The 17,771-nt window shown below is 71.3% G+C and carries 19 protein-coding genes and 1 pseudogene; 5 read left to right on the top strand and 15 right to left on the bottom strand.

Annotated features, from left to right (window positions below):
* Window positions 1-25: 25 nt before the first annotated feature.
* Together ACWDUZ_RS34700 and ACWDUZ_RS34695 are read right to left on the bottom strand one after the other, a co-directional pair.
* Window positions 26-730: a hypothetical protein gene (locus ACWDUZ_RS34700; protein WP_451635803.1), complete on the bottom strand. Its 705-nt coding sequence runs from the start codon at window positions 728-730 to the stop codon at window positions 26-28.
* 140 nt (window positions 731-870) lie between these two features.
* Complete coding sequence (locus tag ACWDUZ_RS34695) at window positions 871-1,236, bottom strand: ArsC/Spx/MgsR family protein (RefSeq protein ID WP_451635802.1); 366 nt, start codon at window positions 1,234-1,236, stop codon at window positions 871-873.
* Between the two features lie 170 nt (window positions 1,237-1,406).
* Here ACWDUZ_RS34695 and ACWDUZ_RS34690 point away from each other — a divergent pair, with 170 nt between their 5' ends.
* Entirely contained in the window at window positions 1,407-1,721 is a 315-nt protein-coding gene (locus tag ACWDUZ_RS34690) for a hypothetical protein (RefSeq protein ID WP_451635801.1), read from the top strand.
* A gap of 50 nt (window positions 1,722-1,771) precedes the next feature.
* Here the strand turns inward: ACWDUZ_RS34690 and ACWDUZ_RS34685 are convergent, their stop codons facing one another.
* From ACWDUZ_RS34685 to ACWDUZ_RS34665, 5 genes are all read right to left on the bottom strand, one after another.
* On the bottom strand, window positions 1,772-2,956 hold the full coding sequence (locus ACWDUZ_RS34685; protein WP_451635800.1) for a winged helix DNA-binding domain-containing protein: 1,185 nt from the start codon (window positions 2,954-2,956) through the stop codon (window positions 1,772-1,774).
* Between the two features lie 75 nt (window positions 2,957-3,031).
* On the bottom strand, window positions 3,032-3,646 hold the full coding sequence (pspAB, locus tag ACWDUZ_RS34680) for a PspA-associated protein PspAB (RefSeq protein WP_451635799.1): 615 nt from the start codon (window positions 3,644-3,646) through the stop codon (window positions 3,032-3,034).
* A 2-nt stretch (window positions 3,647-3,648) separates the two neighbouring features.
* Entirely contained in the window at window positions 3,649-4,569 is a 921-nt protein-coding gene (htpX, locus tag ACWDUZ_RS34675) for a zinc metalloprotease HtpX (RefSeq protein WP_451635798.1), read from the bottom strand.
* A 139-nt stretch (window positions 4,570-4,708) separates the two neighbouring features.
* On the bottom strand, window positions 4,709-6,151 hold the full coding sequence (locus ACWDUZ_RS34670; protein ID WP_451635797.1) for a hypothetical protein: 1,443 nt from the start codon (window positions 6,149-6,151) through the stop codon (window positions 4,709-4,711).
* A gap of 64 nt (window positions 6,152-6,215) precedes the next feature.
* On the bottom strand, window positions 6,216-6,473 hold the full coding sequence (locus tag ACWDUZ_RS34665; protein ID WP_451635796.1) for an SCO2583/SCO2584 N-terminal domain-containing protein: 258 nt from the start codon (window positions 6,471-6,473) through the stop codon (window positions 6,216-6,218).
* A gap of 269 nt (window positions 6,474-6,742) precedes the next feature.
* Here ACWDUZ_RS34665 and ACWDUZ_RS34660 point away from each other — a divergent pair, with 269 nt between their 5' ends.
* On the top strand, window positions 6,743-7,075 hold the full coding sequence (locus ACWDUZ_RS34660; RefSeq protein WP_451635795.1) for a hypothetical protein: 333 nt from the start codon (window positions 6,743-6,745) through the stop codon (window positions 7,073-7,075).
* Window positions 7,076-7,234: 159 nt separating this feature from the next.
* Here ACWDUZ_RS34660 and ACWDUZ_RS34655 read toward each other — a convergent pair whose 3' ends face one another.
* The 5 genes from ACWDUZ_RS34655 to ACWDUZ_RS34635 form a co-directional block, all read right to left on the bottom strand.
* Window positions 7,235-8,542, bottom strand: a complete 1,308-nt coding sequence (locus ACWDUZ_RS34655; RefSeq protein WP_451635794.1) for a cation:dicarboxylate symporter family transporter — start codon at window positions 8,540-8,542, stop codon at window positions 7,235-7,237.
* A gap of 70 nt (window positions 8,543-8,612) precedes the next feature.
* Complete coding sequence (locus tag ACWDUZ_RS34650; protein WP_451635793.1) at window positions 8,613-9,509, bottom strand: ABC transporter substrate-binding protein; 897 nt, start codon at window positions 9,507-9,509, stop codon at window positions 8,613-8,615.
* Window positions 9,502-10,368 carry an amidohydrolase family protein gene (locus ACWDUZ_RS34645; protein WP_451635792.1) on the bottom strand — a complete coding sequence of 289 codons (867 nt, stop codon included), beginning with the start codon at window positions 10,366-10,368 and terminating at the stop codon, window positions 9,502-9,504. Before ACWDUZ_RS34645 ends, ACWDUZ_RS34650 begins: the two co-directional genes overlap by 8 nt.
* Before the next feature lie 171 nt (window positions 10,369-10,539).
* Window positions 10,540-11,223, bottom strand: a complete 684-nt coding sequence (ligK, locus tag ACWDUZ_RS34640; protein ID WP_451635791.1) for a 4-carboxy-4-hydroxy-2-oxoadipate aldolase/oxaloacetate decarboxylase — start codon at window positions 11,221-11,223, stop codon at window positions 10,540-10,542.
* 21 nt (window positions 11,224-11,244) lie between these two features.
* Entirely contained in the window at window positions 11,245-12,270 is a 1,026-nt protein-coding gene (locus ACWDUZ_RS34635) for an amidohydrolase family protein (protein WP_451635790.1), read from the bottom strand.
* A gap of 570 nt (window positions 12,271-12,840) precedes the next feature.
* Between ACWDUZ_RS34635 and ACWDUZ_RS34630 the strand changes: the two genes are divergently transcribed.
* The gene (locus ACWDUZ_RS34630; RefSeq protein WP_451635789.1) at window positions 12,841-13,518 is read left to right on the top strand and encodes a GntR family transcriptional regulator; all 678 of its coding nucleotides are present in this window, start codon (window positions 12,841-12,843) and stop codon (window positions 13,516-13,518) included.
* A 616-nt stretch (window positions 13,519-14,134) separates the two neighbouring features.
* Here ACWDUZ_RS34630 and ACWDUZ_RS34625 read toward each other — a convergent pair.
* Complete coding sequence (locus ACWDUZ_RS34625; RefSeq protein WP_451635788.1) at window positions 14,135-14,341, bottom strand: hypothetical protein; 207 nt, start codon at window positions 14,339-14,341, stop codon at window positions 14,135-14,137.
* Window positions 14,342-14,543: 202 nt separating this feature from the next.
* Here ACWDUZ_RS34625 and ACWDUZ_RS34620 point away from each other — a divergent pair.
* Together ACWDUZ_RS34620 and ACWDUZ_RS34615 are read left to right on the top strand one after the other, a co-directional pair.
* Window positions 14,544-14,663, top strand: a pseudogene (locus tag ACWDUZ_RS34620) (PAS domain-containing protein); the annotation flags it as partial.
* A gap of 204 nt (window positions 14,664-14,867) precedes the next feature.
* Window positions 14,868-16,685, top strand: coding sequence for a SpoIIE family protein phosphatase (locus ACWDUZ_RS34615; RefSeq protein WP_451635826.1), 1,818 nt, complete (start codon window positions 14,868-14,870; stop codon window positions 16,683-16,685).
* 149 nt (window positions 16,686-16,834) lie between these two features.
* Here the strand turns inward: ACWDUZ_RS34615 and ACWDUZ_RS34610 are convergent, their stop codons facing one another.
* Together ACWDUZ_RS34610 and ACWDUZ_RS34605 are read right to left on the bottom strand one after the other, a co-directional pair.
* Window positions 16,835-16,993, bottom strand: a complete 159-nt coding sequence (locus tag ACWDUZ_RS34610) for a hypothetical protein (RefSeq protein WP_451635787.1) — start codon at window positions 16,991-16,993, stop codon at window positions 16,835-16,837.
* 50 nt (window positions 16,994-17,043) lie between these two features.
* Window positions 17,044-17,481, bottom strand: a complete 438-nt coding sequence (locus tag ACWDUZ_RS34605) for a cupin domain-containing protein (protein ID WP_451635786.1) — start codon at window positions 17,479-17,481, stop codon at window positions 17,044-17,046.
* Window positions 17,482-17,771 lie beyond the last annotated feature (290 nt).

Raw genomic sequence — 17,771 nt, 5'->3', positions numbered from 1 at the left:
CTCACCCGGGTGACCCGGTCACCGGTCATCCCACCTTCTCGATCCGTGCGTGCCGGATGAGGAACTTGCCGGGCTCGCGGACCTGTTCGAAGGCGGCGTTGTTGAGCAGGGCACAACTACCGGACACCGACGTGACCTTCACCGTCGTGGACTTGTTGTTGTCCAGGTTGGTGACCTTCAGCGTGGTACCCGCGGGGAACTGGTTGCTGGACGCCGCCGGGGCACCGCCCTCGCCCGAGAGCGTGACGGTGGAGCCCTGGCAGACCTGCTGCCCGGTGGCAGCGGCCCCGGCGCCGGGGTTTCCCGCCGCACCGGTCTGCGAGGGCTGCGCGGCCTGGCCGCCGCCCCCGGCCTCCTGGCCCATGCCGGCCTGCTGGTCTCCGCCCTGCGCGCCGGTCCGGGAGTCCTGAGCCGACTCCCCAACCGTGCAGCCGGACGCGGCCTGCTTGCGCTTGATCTCCTCGACGACCGCCTGGCGGTTGGCGATCCGGGCCTCGGACTGGGCGTCCGGGTCGGCCCGCTGCCCGTCGATGAACCTCTGGTTGTTGCCGAGGGCGGTGGCGAGTCCCTGGCAGACGGTCGAGTCCCCGGCGGACAGCGTGCGCGGGCTCTGCGGCTGCGCGGCGTTGGACGTGGCCGCCAGTGCGAAGGCCCCGCCTCCCGCCACCGCCGCTGCGCCGACCAGCAGCGCGACCTTCTTCTTCGTACCGAGAGTTCTCCTGCGCGACATGCGCGCCTCCTGAAGAGGTAGGGGAGCGTACGCCGCTATGTACGGGATGCCGAACGAGGTCACTCAGCGGTTGCGGGGGTCGGTCGAAGTAACGTGCGTCACAAGGCAGATGACGGGAGGTCGGAGGAGGTGACGGAGGCTCAGCCCTTCCGTGCGAGCGCGTCGCGCACCGCGTCCTCCGTGCGCGCCACCACCGCCGTGCCGTCGTCGGCCGTGATGATGGGACGCTGGATCAGCTTCGGGTGCGTGGCCAGGGCTGCGATCCAGCGGTCGCGCGCACCGGCGTCCCGAGGCCACTCCTTCAGGCCGAGCTCCTTGGCGTCGGCCTCCTGGGTGCGGGTGATGTCCCACGGCTCCAGCCCGAGCCGGTCGAGCACCGCCCGGATCTCGTCCTCGGCGGGCACCTCCTCCAGATAGCGGCGGACGGTGTAGTCGGCGCCCTCGGCGTCGAGCAGGCTGAGCGCGCTGCGGCACTTCGAACAGGCCGGGTTGATCCAGATCTCCATGGGGCCACGGTACGCGAAAACCCGTCTTCCGCCTGCGTCACATCAGCCTCGACAGCCTTGTGGCCAGGGGGTTTTGTCAGTGGTCGGCAGTAGAATAGAAGCAGTGTTCGAGGGTGTCGCCGGAGTCGCCGTGGTCCCGGTGGACACCCCCACGCGACAGGAGGATGCCTGTGCCCGCTGCCGCACTGAAGCCGAAGCCGTTGCCGACCCAGTCCACCGCGAAGCGTCCCGTCCTGCTCGACCTGCCGTACGCCCCCGTGGAGAAGCGGCCGTTGCCGGCCGGGCGCCCGCGGGAGTGGTACGTCACGCACAACCGCCGTCTGAAGGCCCTGCGGCTCGCCATCGCGCTGCTCGACTCCGGCGTCTATCCGCCGGCCCAGGCGCGCGACGAGACGATACGGAGCACCGCCGAACTCATCGGCGTGCACCCGCCGTCGGACACCACCTGCCGTATGGTGCGGGCCCTCATGCGCTACTCGCGCTGAGCCGCCGCCGGCCGGTCCGGGCACCCACCCGGACCGGCCGGCGAACCCGCCTACGCCGCCAGTTCCTTCTCCAGCGGTGTGCGGAAGCGCGGCGTCACCCTGGTCCGGCCGAGCACCTCCTGGAGGAGGCGGACCTGCTCCGCGACGGCCGTCTCCGCCTCCCGCCCGGCGTTCCCAGGGTCCAGCAGGCGCCAGGCGATCTCACCGTCGGGGCGCTGGGCCCAGCCGCCGACCACCCGGCCGTTCCACCACACCGTGGGGCCGACGTTGCCGCTGCGGTCGAAGAGCGCGGGCCGCAGCTCCGGTGCGAGATACCAGTCGCGCTGCTGCCAGCCCATCGCCGTCGGGTCGAGAGCGGGCAGCAGGGCCGCCCACGGTTCCCGCGGGGCCGCCACCGGCTCCGTGTCACCCGCGACCACGTGTCCCGTGCCCTCGTCGAGGGACACCTCCTGCGCGCCCATCGCCGCCAGCGCGCGCCGCACCTCCGTCACCCGCCAGCCCGTCCACCACTTCAGGTCGGCCTCGGTCGCCGGTCCGCACACCGCGAGCCAGCGGTGCAGCAGATCCCTCTGGGCGTCCGCGACGTCCAGCTCGGGGTGCTCGGGCGCGAGGGCCCACCGGAACTGGGTGGACGTCCAGGAGCCGAGCGGCCGGCCGCGTACGACCTTGCCCTCGACACCCAGCAGGCGCAGCAGCCGGGACGACACCGTGTGCACGCCCTCGTAGCTCTTGCCCGGCGCGTACGCGAACTGCTCCCGCAACCGGGGCTCGTCCTCGGCGAGCTCGGCCGCCGTGGCCTGACCGCGCCGGGCCAGCGCCGCCAGCGTCGACTCCTCGACCTCCTTCAGCCAGACCGCGTCCGGCGCGCCCACCGCCGCCATGTCCTTGACCAGCTGCGCGCGGGCGCGGGCGGCGACGGCGACCCCGGTGGAGGCGTGCACCACGGCGGTCAGCTCCGCCGGGAACACGAAGACCGTGTGCCGCATGCCGTGCATCCGCACCAGCGTGCGGTCCTCGTACAGCGCCCGCTCCGTCCGCGGCACCGCCGTCACCGGATCGGCCAGGCGCGCGGCCACCCCCAGATACACCGTGGCCGGGTCCGTGCCGTGCAGTGCCACCAAAGACGTCGCGACCTCCTCCGGACCGGCCGCCCGCGCCCCGGCCGCCAGCCGGTGCCGCAGGGCGAGCCTGGCCCGCCGCTCGGCGACGTCGACGTACCGAATCGGCTGTCCCATGCGCCCTCCGCCCGTGGTCCCACAGATACGGGCAGCATCCTCCCCGACACCACTGACAGTGGCCCCGGGGGAAGGTCACAGGCCCGGGGCGCCCCACACCGGGAACCAGCGGCTCAGGTCCTCTTCGATGCGCAGGTCGTTCGCCAGGGTGGCCTTCAGCTGCAGTTCCAGGGCGTTGTCCCGCTGGTGCGGGCGGTCCGGCAGCGGGGCGAAGGGGTAGAAGGTGCCCCGTTTGTAGAGGTACACCAGCGCCAGTCGGCGACCGGAGCCGCCGGCCGCCTCACCGTCGGCCGCCTCGCTGTCGGCGAAGCCGACCAGGGAGCACAGCAGCTGGGGGCCGAAGCCGTTGACCTCCATCGCGCTGTTCACCGCGTGCAGGTCGTTGACGAGCTCCGGCAGCTGGTCCGGGGCGCGGCGGGAGACCAGCCAGGAGTAGCCGTAGGCGTCCTTGGACAGCTCCACCGGCGGGCCCGTGCGGTCGGTGTCCGCGTCGAGCAGCGCCTGCACCTCGCGGTGGGTCTGCTCGAACGCGGCGCCCTCCACCGTGGCGAAGCACACCGCGCCCTGCCCGGTCGGCCTCAGGCCTGCCGCGGCCTCCAGCGTCACCGCCGCCGACGGCAGCCCGAACAGCTGGTCCAGGTTCGGCGGAGCCGGCTTGGTACGCCCGAGGAGGATGTCCAGCAGCCCCATGCTCAGCCCGCCCTCCCCGGCGTCGCGGCCTCGCCCAGCTCGGCGGAGATCCGGCCCAGCTGCTCCAGCCGCTGCTCCAGGCTCGGGTGGGTGGAGAAGAACCGGGAGATGCCGGGGTCGGAGCCCAGCGCCGGGGTGAAGTAGAAGGCGTTGAAGGCCTGGGCGGTGCGCAGGTCCTCCGACGGGATCCGGGCGATGTCACCCGTGACCTTGGTGAGCGCGGAGGCCAGCGTGGAGGGCCGCCCGGTCAGCAGGGCCGCCGCCCGGTCCGCGGCCAGCTCCCGGTACCGGGACAACGCCCTGATCAGCAGGAAGCTGATCGCGTACACGGCCGCGGAGACGCCCATGACCATGGCGAACACGGCCAGGGTGTTCTGGTCCTTGCGGCCCCGTCCGAAGAGCTCCGAATAGAACGCGAACCGCACGACCAGTCCCGCCACCACGCCGAGGAAGGACGCGACGGTGATCACGGCGACGTCCTTGTGCGCCACGTGCGACAGCTCGTGCGCCAGCACGCCCTCCAGCTCGGCGGGCTCCAGCCGGCGCAGCAGCCCGGTCGTCACGCACACCACCGCGTTGTCCGGGTTGCGGCCCGTGGCGAACGCGTTCGGCATGTCCATGTTGGACACGGCGACCACCGGCTTGGGCATGTCGGCGATGGCGCACAACCGGTCCACGACCGCGTGCAGCTCGGGATACTCCTCCCGCTCCACCACTCGGCCGTGCATCGCGAACAGCGCGATCCGGTCGGAGAACCAGTACTGGGCGCCGAGCGCGACCGCCGCGATCACCACGACCAGTACCCAGGACTTCAGCAGCACGATCAGTGCGGCCACGAACGCCACGTACAGAAGTCCGAGCAGGAACAGCGTGACCCCCATGCGCACGGTCAGCCGTCGGTCGCTCCGGAAGCGGCTCTGCATCTTGCATCACCCCGCAGTCAGGCACTCGTCCCGTCATCCAGTGTGCACCTGAGCACCGCCATGAACGGATCCCGAACGCCTCCAGCAGTGGCAAAGGACCCGGTGGGCCGACCGGTGCCCGGGCGGTGCGAGCGCGGCGTCAGCGGTCGAGCCCGGCCTCCCATGCGCGCCGCTTCAGCACGTGCTCGCCGAAGAGGCGGCGGGACCGCTCCAGCAGCTCGCCCACCTCTGCCGCCCCGCGCGGCACCTCGTGCGTCGGACGCCAGCCCTGCACCGACTGCCCGGCCCACGACCGCAGCCGCTCGTCCGGATCCTCCAGCAGCGCCACCGCCGCCCGCAGCCGTACGAGTCCACCGCACGCGTCGAGCAGCCGGAACGAGGCGACCCGCACATGCCGTGGCCGGTCGGCCGCCAGCCCGGCGGCCAGCCGCTCCTCGTCCAGGGACCGTGCGGAGGGCAGCAGGGCCTCGGTCGCCTCCCGCACCACGCCGGGCGCCGTGTCGTCCAGCAACGGAAGCAGCCGCGCTGCGTCCGTCACGTCCAGCGCGCGCAGCCCGGCCACCGCGCGCGCCCGTACCCCGGGGGAGGGATGGGCGGTCAGCGGCCACAGCAGGGCGGCGTCGGCACGCTCGCCGCACTCCGCCAGACCGATCGCCGCCCCGGGCGGCAGCGCGGGGTCGTCGGCCTCGGCGCACCGGCGCCGGTACCAGGGCAGCGGATCGGTGCCGTGCTGCCGTACGACGTACCGGGCGCAGGCCCGCACCAGGCCCGACCGGTCGGCCAGGAAGCCCTCCGCGCAGGCCGGGCGTCCGGCGCGCCGCAGCGCCGTGACACCGATGGCGCGCACTCGGGGCGAGCGGGCTCCGAGCAGCGCCACGAGGACCTCGTCGTCCGGACCGCGCCTGTCCGCCGCCACGGCGGACAGGGCGGCCTCCCCGCACAGGGTCTGGACGACGGCGTCGTCGTCACGGGCGGCCGTGCGGGCCAGTTCCACGGCGGACAGGAGGCCCGCCTCGATCGCCAGACGGTGGGAGAAGCGCCGCACGGTGCGGTCGGCATGGCCGAGGAGGGGGGCCAGGCGCCCGCGTGGCACCGTGCGCAGAACCTCTTCGAGCAGCTCGACGGCGGCGGCTCCGCGCTCGCGCCGGCCGACGAGCAGGATCAGCGGGGTCAGCGCGCTCGCGGTGTCCGCGTCGAGCAGGGCACGCAGCAGCTCGCGGGCCCGCGCACGCACCGGTTCCGCCCAGTCCGCCGCCCGTATCACCACCAGCGGCAGCAGCCCGGGATGCGCCGCCGCCCGGAGCAGGGCCCGCTCACGCATCCGGCCGTCGTGGTGACACAGAGCCAGGGCGAGCCGCGGCTCGTCGAGCGACGCGGGATCGGCGGGCAGGGGCACGGTGTGTTCCCAGCACGGGCCTGGCGGATGACCCGGCCGGCACCGGTGGACCATCCGTGCGCCGGCGTCCAGCGCCAGCCAGGCGCGGGGGTCGCCGACGACGAGGGCGTCCCGCGGCGGTACGCCCTTCGCCAGCCGAACCACCGCGGCCTCGCCACCCTCGATGTCGTCGATCCCGTGACGCATGCCCAGGCCCCCTCTCGCCACGTGCTCCCCCTCTACCGCCGAACGCCCGGAGCGCCCGGCGCGCTCAGAAGACGGCGCGCGTCCGGGCGTAGCCGATCAGGAGGATCAGGGCGGCGACGCAGCCGAGGACCACGGCCGTCGATATCCACGAGGAGCGGCGAGGGGCGGCCGGGCCCGGGTCGGCGCGGAAGGGGACCGGGGCCGGAGGGTTGTCCTTCCAGCGGGCGGCCAGCATCCGGGCCCGGGCGGAGGGCTCCTTGTGCTCGGCGGCGCTCACCCATCGGTGATCGAACTCGCGCTCCACGTCTTCGTGTTCGGTCATCCCCGTTACCTCACTCCCGGCCGTCGGCAGAGGATCATCTTCCGTCTCTAGGAGACGCCCGAAGCGCCGGAAGGTTGCACAGGAGTACGGAACGCACGCGTCCGGAGTTCGGCCGCGACCCGGTCCGCCGCTCCTTCACTCTTTCGGCTCAAGATGCTGCGCGATCGGTGTGCGCTTAGCCTCGTGAAGAGGGTTTGCGCTGCGGCCGTGGCCACCCGCCTCATGCCTCGGAAACCCACCCGAGTGGTGGGTGGAAGGAAGGTACTCCCATGAGAGCACAACGCGTCAGGCGGCTGTTCGCGATGTCCGCGGCCGGTGTCCTGCTGGTCGGTGGCGCCGCGATCGGCACGGCGGGTACGGCCTCGGCGGCCTCGTCCGCCGCGACGGCCGCCCCGGTCCAGGTCGCCACTCATGGCGGCGGTGACTGCGGTGGTTGGTGGGGCGGCGGCTGCGGCGGCTACGACCGCTGGGGCGGCGGCTACGGCGGCTACGGCGGCTTCCTCTACGACGGCATCGGCGGCCTCGGCAGCCTCGGCGGCCTGGGCGGTCTCGGTGGCCTCGGCGGCATCGGTGGTCTCGGCGGGCTCTTCGGCCTGCTGTGACGGCACCCCACGCGGCACGGCCTTGGGCCGCCACCCGGACCGGTCCGGGTGGCGGCCCTCACATTTCTGCGTCGTGGCATCCGCCGACCGCGGCCCGACCGTGGTCGGACCGCGGTCGCGGACTCGGGGCGTCGGGCGGGCGCGGGGCCCGCAGTTCGTTCAGGCGACGGCCACGTAGCCGGTGTCCAGTTCCGTCCGCAGGCGTTCGCGGTCGACGGCCTTCTCCCACTTGCCCACGACCAGCGTCGCGATGCAGTTGCCGGCGATGTTGGTGAACACGAACGCGGCCGAGAGCATACGGTGGACGCCGAGCACCAGAGCGATGCTGCTCACCGGGATCGTATGCGTGGCGCTGAGCGTCAGCGCCAGGACCGCGATGGCGGAGCCGGACACCCCGGCGCCACCCTTCGAGGTGAACAGCAGGACCAGCAGCAGTCCGAGCTGCTCCTGCCAGCCCAGGTCGGTGCCGGTGGCCTGGGCCAGGAACACGCTGACAGCAGCGAAGTACAGGCATGTCCCGTCGTGGTTGAAACTGTAGGCACTGGGCAGCACCAGGCCGACCACGGGTTCGTCGACGCCCAGCTTCTCCAGTTTCTGGGTGAGCTGGGGGAAGACGCTCTCCGAGGAACTGGTGCCGAGCACGAGGACCAGTTCCGCGCGGAAGTACCGCAGCACCTTCAGCAGGCTGACGCCCGCGTATCTGGCCACCGGCCACAGCACCAGCACGAAGAAGAGCAGGCATATCAGATAGAACACGCCGATGAGCTTGCCCAGCGAAAGCAGGGTGCCCAGCCCGTACTTGGCCACCGTGAACGAGATCGCGCCCATCGCGGCGACCGGCGCGGTCTTCATCACCACGCCGATGACCCAGAACAGCGCCCGCTGGACGCTGTCGACGATGTCCAGCACCGGCTTCGCCCGGTCCCCGAGTGACGCCAGCCCGCAGGCGAACAGCACCGAGAACACGAGTACCTGCAGGATCTCGCCTTCGGCGAAGGCCTGCACCGCCGAGGTCGGCACCAGGCTGACCAGGAAGTCGTCGAAGCCTATGTTCTTGGCCGGGGCAGCGGTGTCGCCTCCGCCGTGCAGCGACGCCAGGTCGACGTGCATGCCGGCGCCCGGCTTGAGGACGTTCACCACGACCAGGCCGATGACCAGGGCGAAGGTGGTGATCACCTCGAAGTACACGATCGACTTGATCGCTATGCGGCCGACCTTGCCGAGGTCGCGCACGCTGGCGATGCCGTGCGTGACGGTACAGAAGATGATCAGCGCGACCACCATCTGGATCAGATGGATGAATATGTCGCTGAGGAAGTTGAGGTGGTTGCCGATGTCGGGTGCGAGCGCCCCTACGGTCACTCCCACGACCATGCCGACGAAGACCTGGAATGTGAGGTCCTTGTAGAAGGGCTTGGACGGCTTTCCGGCCTGATCGGGGGTGATGGTTGATGTGGTCTGCGTCATTGTTTCCGGGTTCTCCGTTGAATCGCCGGTTTACGGGAGCATGTGCCGAATCCTGTGGAGGGCCCGCAACTCAGTCGCCCAGATCGCCCAGAACATCGCCGGCCGGGCCGAACACCTCGTCCACGCTGAGCTTGCGGGGAAGCAGGTCCTGGTCGAGGCACGCCTCGATGACGATCTCGACGGGTCGCCGCAGCCGCTCGAAGCCGAACACGACGGGGTTCGGCTCACCCTCCGGTCGTGTCGCCGTCTCGGCCGACCGTCGCAGCAGGGCGTAGGCCTCCCGGACCGCGCCGGGGTCGCGGCGGCACACCGACTGGCCGGCGGCCACCATGTGGTTGATCGGCATGAAGCCGTTGCGCTGCCACCAGGCCAGGTCGCGAGCGGCGGCGTCGGGGACGACGCGGACGAACTCGTCGCCTTCCGGCAGGTCGTTGCCGAGGACGGCGGCGTCGATCGCGCCCTCGCGCAGCAGATCGGGCAGGCTCCGGTCGCCGATGCCGTGCTCGACGTGCTCCGGGTCCGTGTACTGCTCGACGTGCGCGCCGTCCCTGGTGATCCAGCGCACCCGGTCCGGCGTCAGGCCGTGATCCGCGGCGAGGTGTGCGCGTACCCACATGCCGGTGGTCTGGGTGTAGGCGCGAACGCCGACCCGCTTGCCGGCCAGATCCTCCGGCCGCACCGGGCGTGCCGCGTGCGCGATCAGGCAGCCACGCTGGAAACGCGAGGCCACCACGGCCGGCAGGAGAACCACCGGGCGCCCGAAGGCCACGGCCTGCAGTGCGGTGACGATCGCCAACTCGCAGAAGTCGAAGGCCTCGTCACGCACCATCGGCGCGAAGGCCTTGTGCACCGGCGCGTATTCCTGGAAATCCAGCCGTACGGAGGGGCTGGTGAACTCGCCGTGCTTCAACGGGGCCGTGTGCGGGTAATCGGCGAGCACGGTGCGGAGCACGGTCGGTTCAGCCATGGTGGGCGTCCTTCGTCGTCGCGGACGGGTAGAACTTCTCGGCGGTGCCGCCCAGGATCAGTTCCCGGTCCGCCTCCGGCAGCGGCGACAACGCCTCGCTCGCCGTTGTCAGCAGTTCCCGCAAAGTCCCCTCGGCGGCGGGGAAGTTCGAACCCCAGGCGATGCGCCCGGCGCCGTACACGGAAACCAGCTGTTCCAGGAACACCGCCGGCGTGGACGCGCCCTTGGCCGCCGTGTCCAAGGTGCGGTTGGTCAGCTTCAGGTGCACACCGGGAAACGCCGCCATGTCGAACAGCGCCTGCGCCCGGTGGTACGGCGCACCGTCGGACAGATCGGGGCGCGCACAGTGGTCCAGCAGGACGCGGACGTTGGGGAAACGTTCCAGCAGTCCGCGCAGCGCCGGCAGCCCCTGCATCGTCATCTGCAGGCACACCGGGATGCCGTGCTCCTCGGCGTGCGCCCATGCCGGATACGAATCCTCATGTCCCAGCCAGTCGGCCTGTCCTGGCATCGTGGTGCCGGTGGTGAACAGCCGGAAGCCGGCCAGGCCCTCGTCCTGCCAGTACCGGATCCGGGCCACCGCGTCGGCGGCCATCGCGTCGATCGAGTAGACGCCGACGAAGCGGTCCGGATGTGCGCGCACCGCATCGACGACGAGCCGGTTGTCGTGGCCGTACACGGTGGACGCCTGCACCACCACGGCCCTGGCGATGCCGGCCTCGTCCAGTGCGCGGAGGAGACTCTCGGTGTCGACAGGATGGGCCTTCGACCACTCGGACTGGCGCCCGCCGATGGGATCGATCGGGTAACGCGCCGTGTCGGGCGAGATGACGTGGGTGTGCGTGTCGGTGATGAGCATTGCTCTCCTACGGAAAAAATAGGGCACAGCTTATCAAAATGGGCGTCATGTCCTGGGGGAGGGATATAACGGATCAGTTGCGGCAGGCTCGCCGCCGGCGATGCGGCTCGGACACGGCCTGTGCGGCCGGCGTACTGCCCGGGCCGGCCGGGGGAGCGTCAGGGGGAGTGGTCAGTCGACGTACTTCAGGCCCGCGGCCGCGAGCGGTTCCCGCATTCCGTACATGTCGAGACCGAGCTCGCCCGCCGCGAAGCGGACCCGCTTGCCCGCCTCGCCGTCCTCCCGCTTGCGGGACGCCTCGGCCACCTCGTCGAGGCGCTGCTGGGGGACGACCACCACGCCGTCGGTGTCCGCCACGACCACGTCGCCGGGCCGGACCAGCGTATTGGCGCAGACGACGGGGATGTTGACGGACCCCAGGGTGGCCTTGACGGTCCCCTTGGAGTTGATCGCCCGGCTGAAGACCGGGAAGTCCATCGCCTCCAGGGCGTCGATGTCGCGGCAGCCGCCGTCGATGATCAGTCCGGCCGCGCCGCGGGCACGTGCGGACGTCGCCAGCAGCTCACCGAAGAATCCGTCCTCGCACTCGGTGGTGCACGCCGCGACCAGGACGTCGCCGGGCTGTACCTGCTCCACCGCCACGTGCAGCATCCAGTTGTCGCCGGGCTGCAGAAGCACGGTCACAGCCGTGCCGGCCAGCCGCGCACCGCGGTACACGGGGCGTATATAGGGGCGCATCAGTCCGGTGCGTCCCATCGCCTCGTGGACGGTGCTGACCCCGAACGGGGCAAGTGCTTGGACGCTCTCGCGCGCAGGGCGAGAGATGCTGCGGTGGACGACTCCGAGTTCGTACATGATCTGCGGCTCCCTGTGCGGTCAGCGACCCTGCTGCGACAGCAGTGCGTCAAGACGTGGATAGACCGAGCGTGCGTTGTGCTCCTGAACGGCGGCCAGATCGGTGTCCGGCAGTCCGGCGGCCTCGATGTAGCGCCGGGTGTCGTCGAAGTGATGGCCCGTGGCCGGATCGACGGTCCGGACGGCGCCGATCATCTCCGACGCGAAGAGGGTGTTGCGGGTCGGTACGACATCGAGCAGGAGATCGATCCCCGACTGGTGGTACACACAGGTGTCGAAGAAGACGTTGCCCAGCAGGTGCTCCTCGAGCGGTGGCTTCCCGAGCGCGGCAGCCAGGCCGCTGAAGCGTCCCCAGTGGTAGGGGACGGCGCCACCGCCGTGCGGGATGATGAGGCGCAGGGTGGGGAAGTCGGCGAACAGGTCCCCCTGGACCAGTTGCATGAACACCGTGGTGTCCGCGTTGAGGTAGTGGGCCCCGGTGGTGTGGAACGCCGGGTTGACACTGGTGCTGACGTGCACCATCGCCGGGATGTCGTACTCCACCATCGCCTCGTAGAGCGGGTACCACGAGCGGTCCGTCAGCGGCGGGGCCGTCCAGTGGCCTCCCGAGGGGTCGGGGCTGAGGTTGATGGCGACGGCCCCCAGCTCCTCGACGCACCTCTTGAGTTCCGGCACGCAGGTCGCGGGGTCGACACCGGGTGACTGGGGGAGCATCGCGGCGGGGACGAAGCGTTCGGGGTAGAGCGTGCTCACGCGGTAGCACAGATCGTTGCAGATGGCCGCCCACTGCGAGGAGGTCTCGAAGTCCCCGACGTGGTGGGCCATGAAAGAGGCCCGGGGCGAGAAGATCGTGAGGTCGATGCCGCGCTCGTCCATCACGCGCAGCTGGTTCGACTCGATGCTCTCGCGCAGGTCCTCGTCGCTGATCCGCAGATCCGCCGGATCAGGGGCCGCGGACGGATCGGCGAGTCCGGTGATCTGCCGCTCGCGCCACCTCTCCAGCGCGGGGGGCGCGGTGGTGTAGTGGCCGTGGCAGTCGATGATCATTGGTCTTCCTTCTCGGGAATCACGGTGCAGGTCTGCCGTTGACGGGGCGCAGCACGCCGCCGGTCGTGATCAGCAGGGCGGTGCACGCAGGGCCGACGTGGAGACGTGCTGCGGGCTGCCCGGCCCGCGGACCGGCGTCCGACGCCGAATTCACCGGCTGGGTGCCGCGGAAGACCAGCGCCCGGGCCCCCGACGGGGGCGCAGGAGCATGGGCGACCGTGCCGGCGAGTACGCCGGCCGTAGCCGCGGTCACCACCGCCGGCGCACCCGTCGCACTGCGGCGGACGCGAGGGGCGAGGCTCCCGCACGACCCGGTCGCCGCGCGGTTGCCCACATGGATCACCCTCGGACCGTGCCGCCGTGGGCTGCGCCATGTGCTCTCCCTCGCTGACGTTGTCGTCAACTTAATCATCAACGAGATTGTTTACAATACGCTCGACGAGAACTTTTTCATGACTGGTCGTCAGTGGGGCCGCCGTCGAGGCAGGTGGTGACACGCCTGTCGAAATGGCGATGCGGATACACTGCGCACCAGGTCACAAGGTGTCGGGTTCGAGCAAGGCGGTAGGAGTGGCGGACAAACCGGTCGCCGGTCAAGAGGGTCGGCGCGTGGTCAGCACGGCCATTCGCCAAGCGCTCTCGTCGGGAGACATGGTGCCCGGCCAGCGACTCATCGAGCAGGAGCTCGCCGAGTCGCTCCACGTCACTCGCAGTGCGGTACGGGAGGCCCTGCAGGATCTGGCCGGCGACGGACTCATCGAACTCGTCCCCCGCCGCGGGGCCCGGGTGAGGATCGTCTCCGTCGACGAGGCCATACAGATCACCGAGTGCCGCGCGGCGCTGGAGGGGATGTGCGCCCGGCGGGCGGCCGAACGCGCGTCGGCGGACGCGCGGCAGGGCCTCAGGGAGATCGGGACGCGCATGAGCCAGGCCGTCGCCGAACAGGACCTGACCACCTACTCCGGGCTGAACCGCGAACTGCACAGTGCCATCGCGCACATGAGCGGCCAGACGGTGGCGGCGGGACTGCTCGACCGCCTCAAGGGTCAGATGGTGCGCTACCAGTTCCGGCTCGCGCTGCGCCCCGGCCGAGCCGCGCAGTCCTTGCCGCAGCACCTGGCCATCATCGAGGCGATCGTGACCGGTGACCCCGCGGCCGCCGAGGCCGCGGCGCGCGCACATCTCGACAGCGTCATCGAGGAACTGCGGACGGGCCCCGACCGGGCTCCCTCCGAGTCGCACGCCTGAAAGCCCCGCGCGGGCGGTCCCGCGGCATCAGCGAGATCCGCCGGCACCAGCGCCCTGGCATGCCCCCGAGCCGCCGGCGCGGGCGTGAACCTTGGGACGCGACCCGAGGGCGTCGGGTGGCGGGGCGCATTGCCTCGTCGCCGCCCGCCCAGAACCGTACGGGCGCGCCGGTCCGCGCCGAGCTCGACCCCCGGAAAGTCAAGCCGTGGGCCGCGGATGGAGTGATGGCGGTGCGCGACGTGCTTCCGGAGGCCGCAAGCCTCCCTTTGAGGTAACCCCCTTCCGTGGAAGACGCCCGACGGACCACCGGTGGTCGGGCGGGCCCTTTCGCAGGCCGGCGGCTCGGTACCCGAGACCCGTCGGCCGTAAGGCCGTCGGCCGACCCGGGCCCGGCTCGATGTCCTGGAGCGCGTCGTCGGGCTGCTGCCGGCAGTCCGACCCGGCCGCCCGTACCCGGCGGGCGCACCACCACCCCGATCAACACACCGTCCCGAAGCCTCTCGCCGGAGCCACGGACGACCTCCCGTTCCTTGGGGCACTGGTCGTGACCCTGGACTGGGGCCATGACGAGCAGGACCGCCCGGTCGCCGGTCACATCACCGGGTGGGACGCCGGCTCATCGACGGCCCCGCTCGCCCCCGCCGAGGCCCGGCAGGTCGTCGGCGAGCTGCTCGCCTTCGCCGTCCGCCTTGACCTGCTGTGCGACGACGCGGACAAGGTGCCCGCCGACGAGCACCAGGAAGCGGCCGGCGGGGACGGGCGGGCCGCCCGGTGCGTCGACCGGAACTCCCCCGGCGCGATCGCCGCGTGGGAACCGCGGCACCGCCGGCGGGCGCTGGCGGCCACACTGAGTAGGACACCCTTTTGCGAACAAAAGCTACTTATACTGTACTTCAGGCAGATGAGCTCTGACTTGTACGCGGATACGCGAAGGGAGTGGCCCGATCAGCATCGGTACGTCCGGCAACGGCGCGTCCACGGGAGACACCCTCGGCGCGGAGATCCTCTCTGGGTTCGCGACGGCGATGCTGGTGGACCGTGCCGGATTCCTTACGGGATGGTCTTCGGGAGCGCGATCCATGCTTGGCCATCGCGCGGAAGAGATTGTGGGCACGTCTCTGCGTCAGCTTCTCGTCCCACCGGACGACCGGTCCGAGGCGTCGGATACCTCCGTGGTGCCGCATGATGCGACGACGGCTGCGGAGGAAGCACTTCCACGTTCGGAAGCGGCTTTCGCCCCCGGGGAGGCTGAGGACACACCGGGCGGCCCGGAGTGGTTCGGACGGCTCCTCAAGTCCCGCTCCCTGAAGGAGGCCCGGCCCGGCGGCCGTTGGGCCTGGCTCCTCGACATGCGGCATCGGGACGGGCACCCGGTACGGGTCGTGCTGGAAGCGGCCCGCTTGGAGGGCGTCGGAGGCGCCGAACAGTGGATACTCTCGGTCACCACCCCTGCGGCTCCCGACGCGCCGCGTACGGAGAGGTCGTCGTTCCAGCAGGCCATGGGGAGTTCCCCGGTGGCGTTCGGTGTGTGGGACACCGATCTACGCTGTGTGTGGCTGAACAGTGTGATGGCTGAGCGAACCGGCCATCAGTGGGCGCCCAAGCTGGGGCGTCGCCCGTGGGAGACGTCGACCGGATTCGACCCGGCCACGGTCGAACGGTTGCTGCGTCACGTGCTGGCCAGTGGGGAAATGGTCAGCCGTACCCTGTCCAACGTCTCTCCCGCTGGGGATGAACGAGCCTTCGCCACGGTGGTCTTCCGTTTCGAGGGCCCCGACGGGGCACCGGTGGGCATCGGCGCCGCTGCCGTCGACGTCGACGAGGAATCCGCGCGACGACGGCTCTCGCTCCTGGTTACGGCCGGCACCCGCATCGGTACCACCTTGGACATCATGACGACGGCGCAGGAACTCAGCGACATCGCCGTCCCCCGCCTCGCGGATTTCGCGACCGTCGACTTGGCGGACTGGGTCTCGCTCGGCGATATGCCCCGCGAGCGTCCCGACGCCGCCGTGTACGGCGGCCCCGCCTTCCGGCGTGCCGGGATGGCGTCGATCCGCCCGGGCGTGCCCGAGGCGGTGTTCGCACCGGGGGAGGTCGTCTACCACCCTCCCTCGTCACCGATCGTCGCACCGTTGCGTACGGGCGAGTCCCACTTCGAGCCGCGTTTGGACACCTCCCATTACTGGCTCACGGAGGATCCGGCCCGCGACCGCGCCATCAAACGAGCCGGCATGCACTCCGCCATGATCGTGCCGCTCAAGGCGCGCGGCGTCATCCTGGGTGTGGCCACCTTCGCCCGCACCGACAATCCCGCCTCTTTCACCCGCGACGACCTGCTGCTGGCCGAGGAGCTGGCGACGCGTGCCGCCCTCAGCCTGGACGACGCGTGCCGCTACGCGCAGCAGCGGGCCACAGCTCTCGCCCTGCAACGCGACCTGCTGCCCCACGATCTCCAGCGCAGCAGGTTCCTGGAGGTAGCGACGCGGTACCTGCCCGCCGACACCCACGAACGGGTCGGCGGCGACTGGTACGACGTCCTTCCCCTCGCCGAGGGCCGCACTGCGCTCGTGGTCGGAGACGTCATCGGCCACGGCGTCAGCGCGGCCGCCGCGATGGGCCGCATGCGCACCGCCGTGCACGCCCTCGCGGAGCTCGACCAGCCGCCCGACATCCTCCTCTCCCACCTGGACAATGTCGCCCTGCGACTGTCGCAGGAGGTCGGTCAACGCCGCGACGCCGATCTACCCGCCCTCGTGGCGACCTGCGTCTACCTCATCCACGACCCCGCCACGGCGACCTGCACCTTCGCCCGTGCCGGGCACCCTCCACCCCTGCTCCTCGCCCCGGACGGCATCGTCGCTTTCCCTGACTCCCCCGTCGGCTGCGCCGTCGGGTGGGGATTCGACGGCTACGCGTCGGCCACCGTGCCGATGCCCGGAGAGGGCCTGCTCGCTCTCTACACCGACGGCCTGGTCGAAGACCGCTCCGAGGACATCGACGCCGGCCTGACGCGCCTGGCCACCTGCGTCCGCCAGACGCACGGTGACCTCGACGACCGCTGCACGCAGATCATCGAAGCCATGACCTGCGGCACCCGGCCCCAGGACGACATCGCCCTCCTGTTGGCCCGCCTTCGGCCGGATGCTGCTTCCCCACGCGCCTGAGCGGTGTTCACACCGTGGCCCGGCCTTGCCGGCCGGGGGGTGGCAGTGGTCGAGGACCGCGACACCGGACCCCTCCCTGACCTCCTCACCAGGTGCGGGCCGGGCTGCGGGCATGGCCGCAGTGGCTGACGGTCGTCAGGTTGCCGGGGTCAGCGCGCGAGCAAGTCCCGGTAGGTGGTCTTGGCGATGACGGCGTCGTCCTTGGCGACGAGGGCGTCGCCTGAGGCGGCGGCGTAGATGCCGGCGGTGTTGTCGGTGACGACTCGGCGGCGATCACCCCCGTCTCTTCGGCCTTCTTCGCTCTCCAAGACGCCCCGACCGGGCTTCGCCGACGCCGGCGGGCTGCGGGCGCCGGCGGTCAGTCGGTGCGCCGGGCCCGGCGGTCCCGGCGCTGGGCCAGCTCTTCCTCGTCGACGAGGGTGAGCATCGGTGTGCCTGGCTCCATGAACATGCTGACGGTGAAGCGCAACGGGATGTCCTCGCGGTTGTTGCCGTCCTGGTAGTGGATGACGTCGCCGCCCGGCTCGAAGAACGCCTCGCCGGCCCGGACGACACGCGGCGGCTCTCCTTCGAGTTCGAACACCATCTCGCCCTCCAGCACATAGCCGAGGCACGGGCCGGAGTGCCGGTGCGGGGGAGTGCCAGGATCGCCCGGTGGGAACTCCACGACGATGGTCATCGCATGCGCGCCCTTGGGAATGAAGGGAGGGTCCGCCTCCAACAGCACGGTGAGCGCCGACTGCCACGCGTTCGACCGCGGCTTCCGCCCGGCGGCCGTCGACTCCATGTCCGACATCGAAACCCCTCCTCAGCGAGGCGGTGCGAGGGCGCCCTTCTCCTCCAACATCGCACGCGGAGGAAACGCGTACCACCGCAGCCATTGCCGGCTTGCGATCGGGGGACTGCCGACTTCGGCGCGGCAGGGCTCCTTCCGTCGCCAGGACGTGGCCCGGTGATGTCAGAAATGCCGATCCCGCAGGCCGGCGGCTCGGCACCCGGGACCCGGAGTCCGAAAAGCCGTCGGCCGGCGCGCCCCCCCCGGGGAGGCGGCCGACGGGCCCCCCACCGCCCCCGGGGGGGGGGACC

The organism is Streptomyces sp. NPDC003393 (assembly GCF_053589015.1).
The sequence above is the reverse complement of the archived record's forward strand: the minus strand, read 5'-3'. Positions and strand labels throughout refer to the sequence as shown.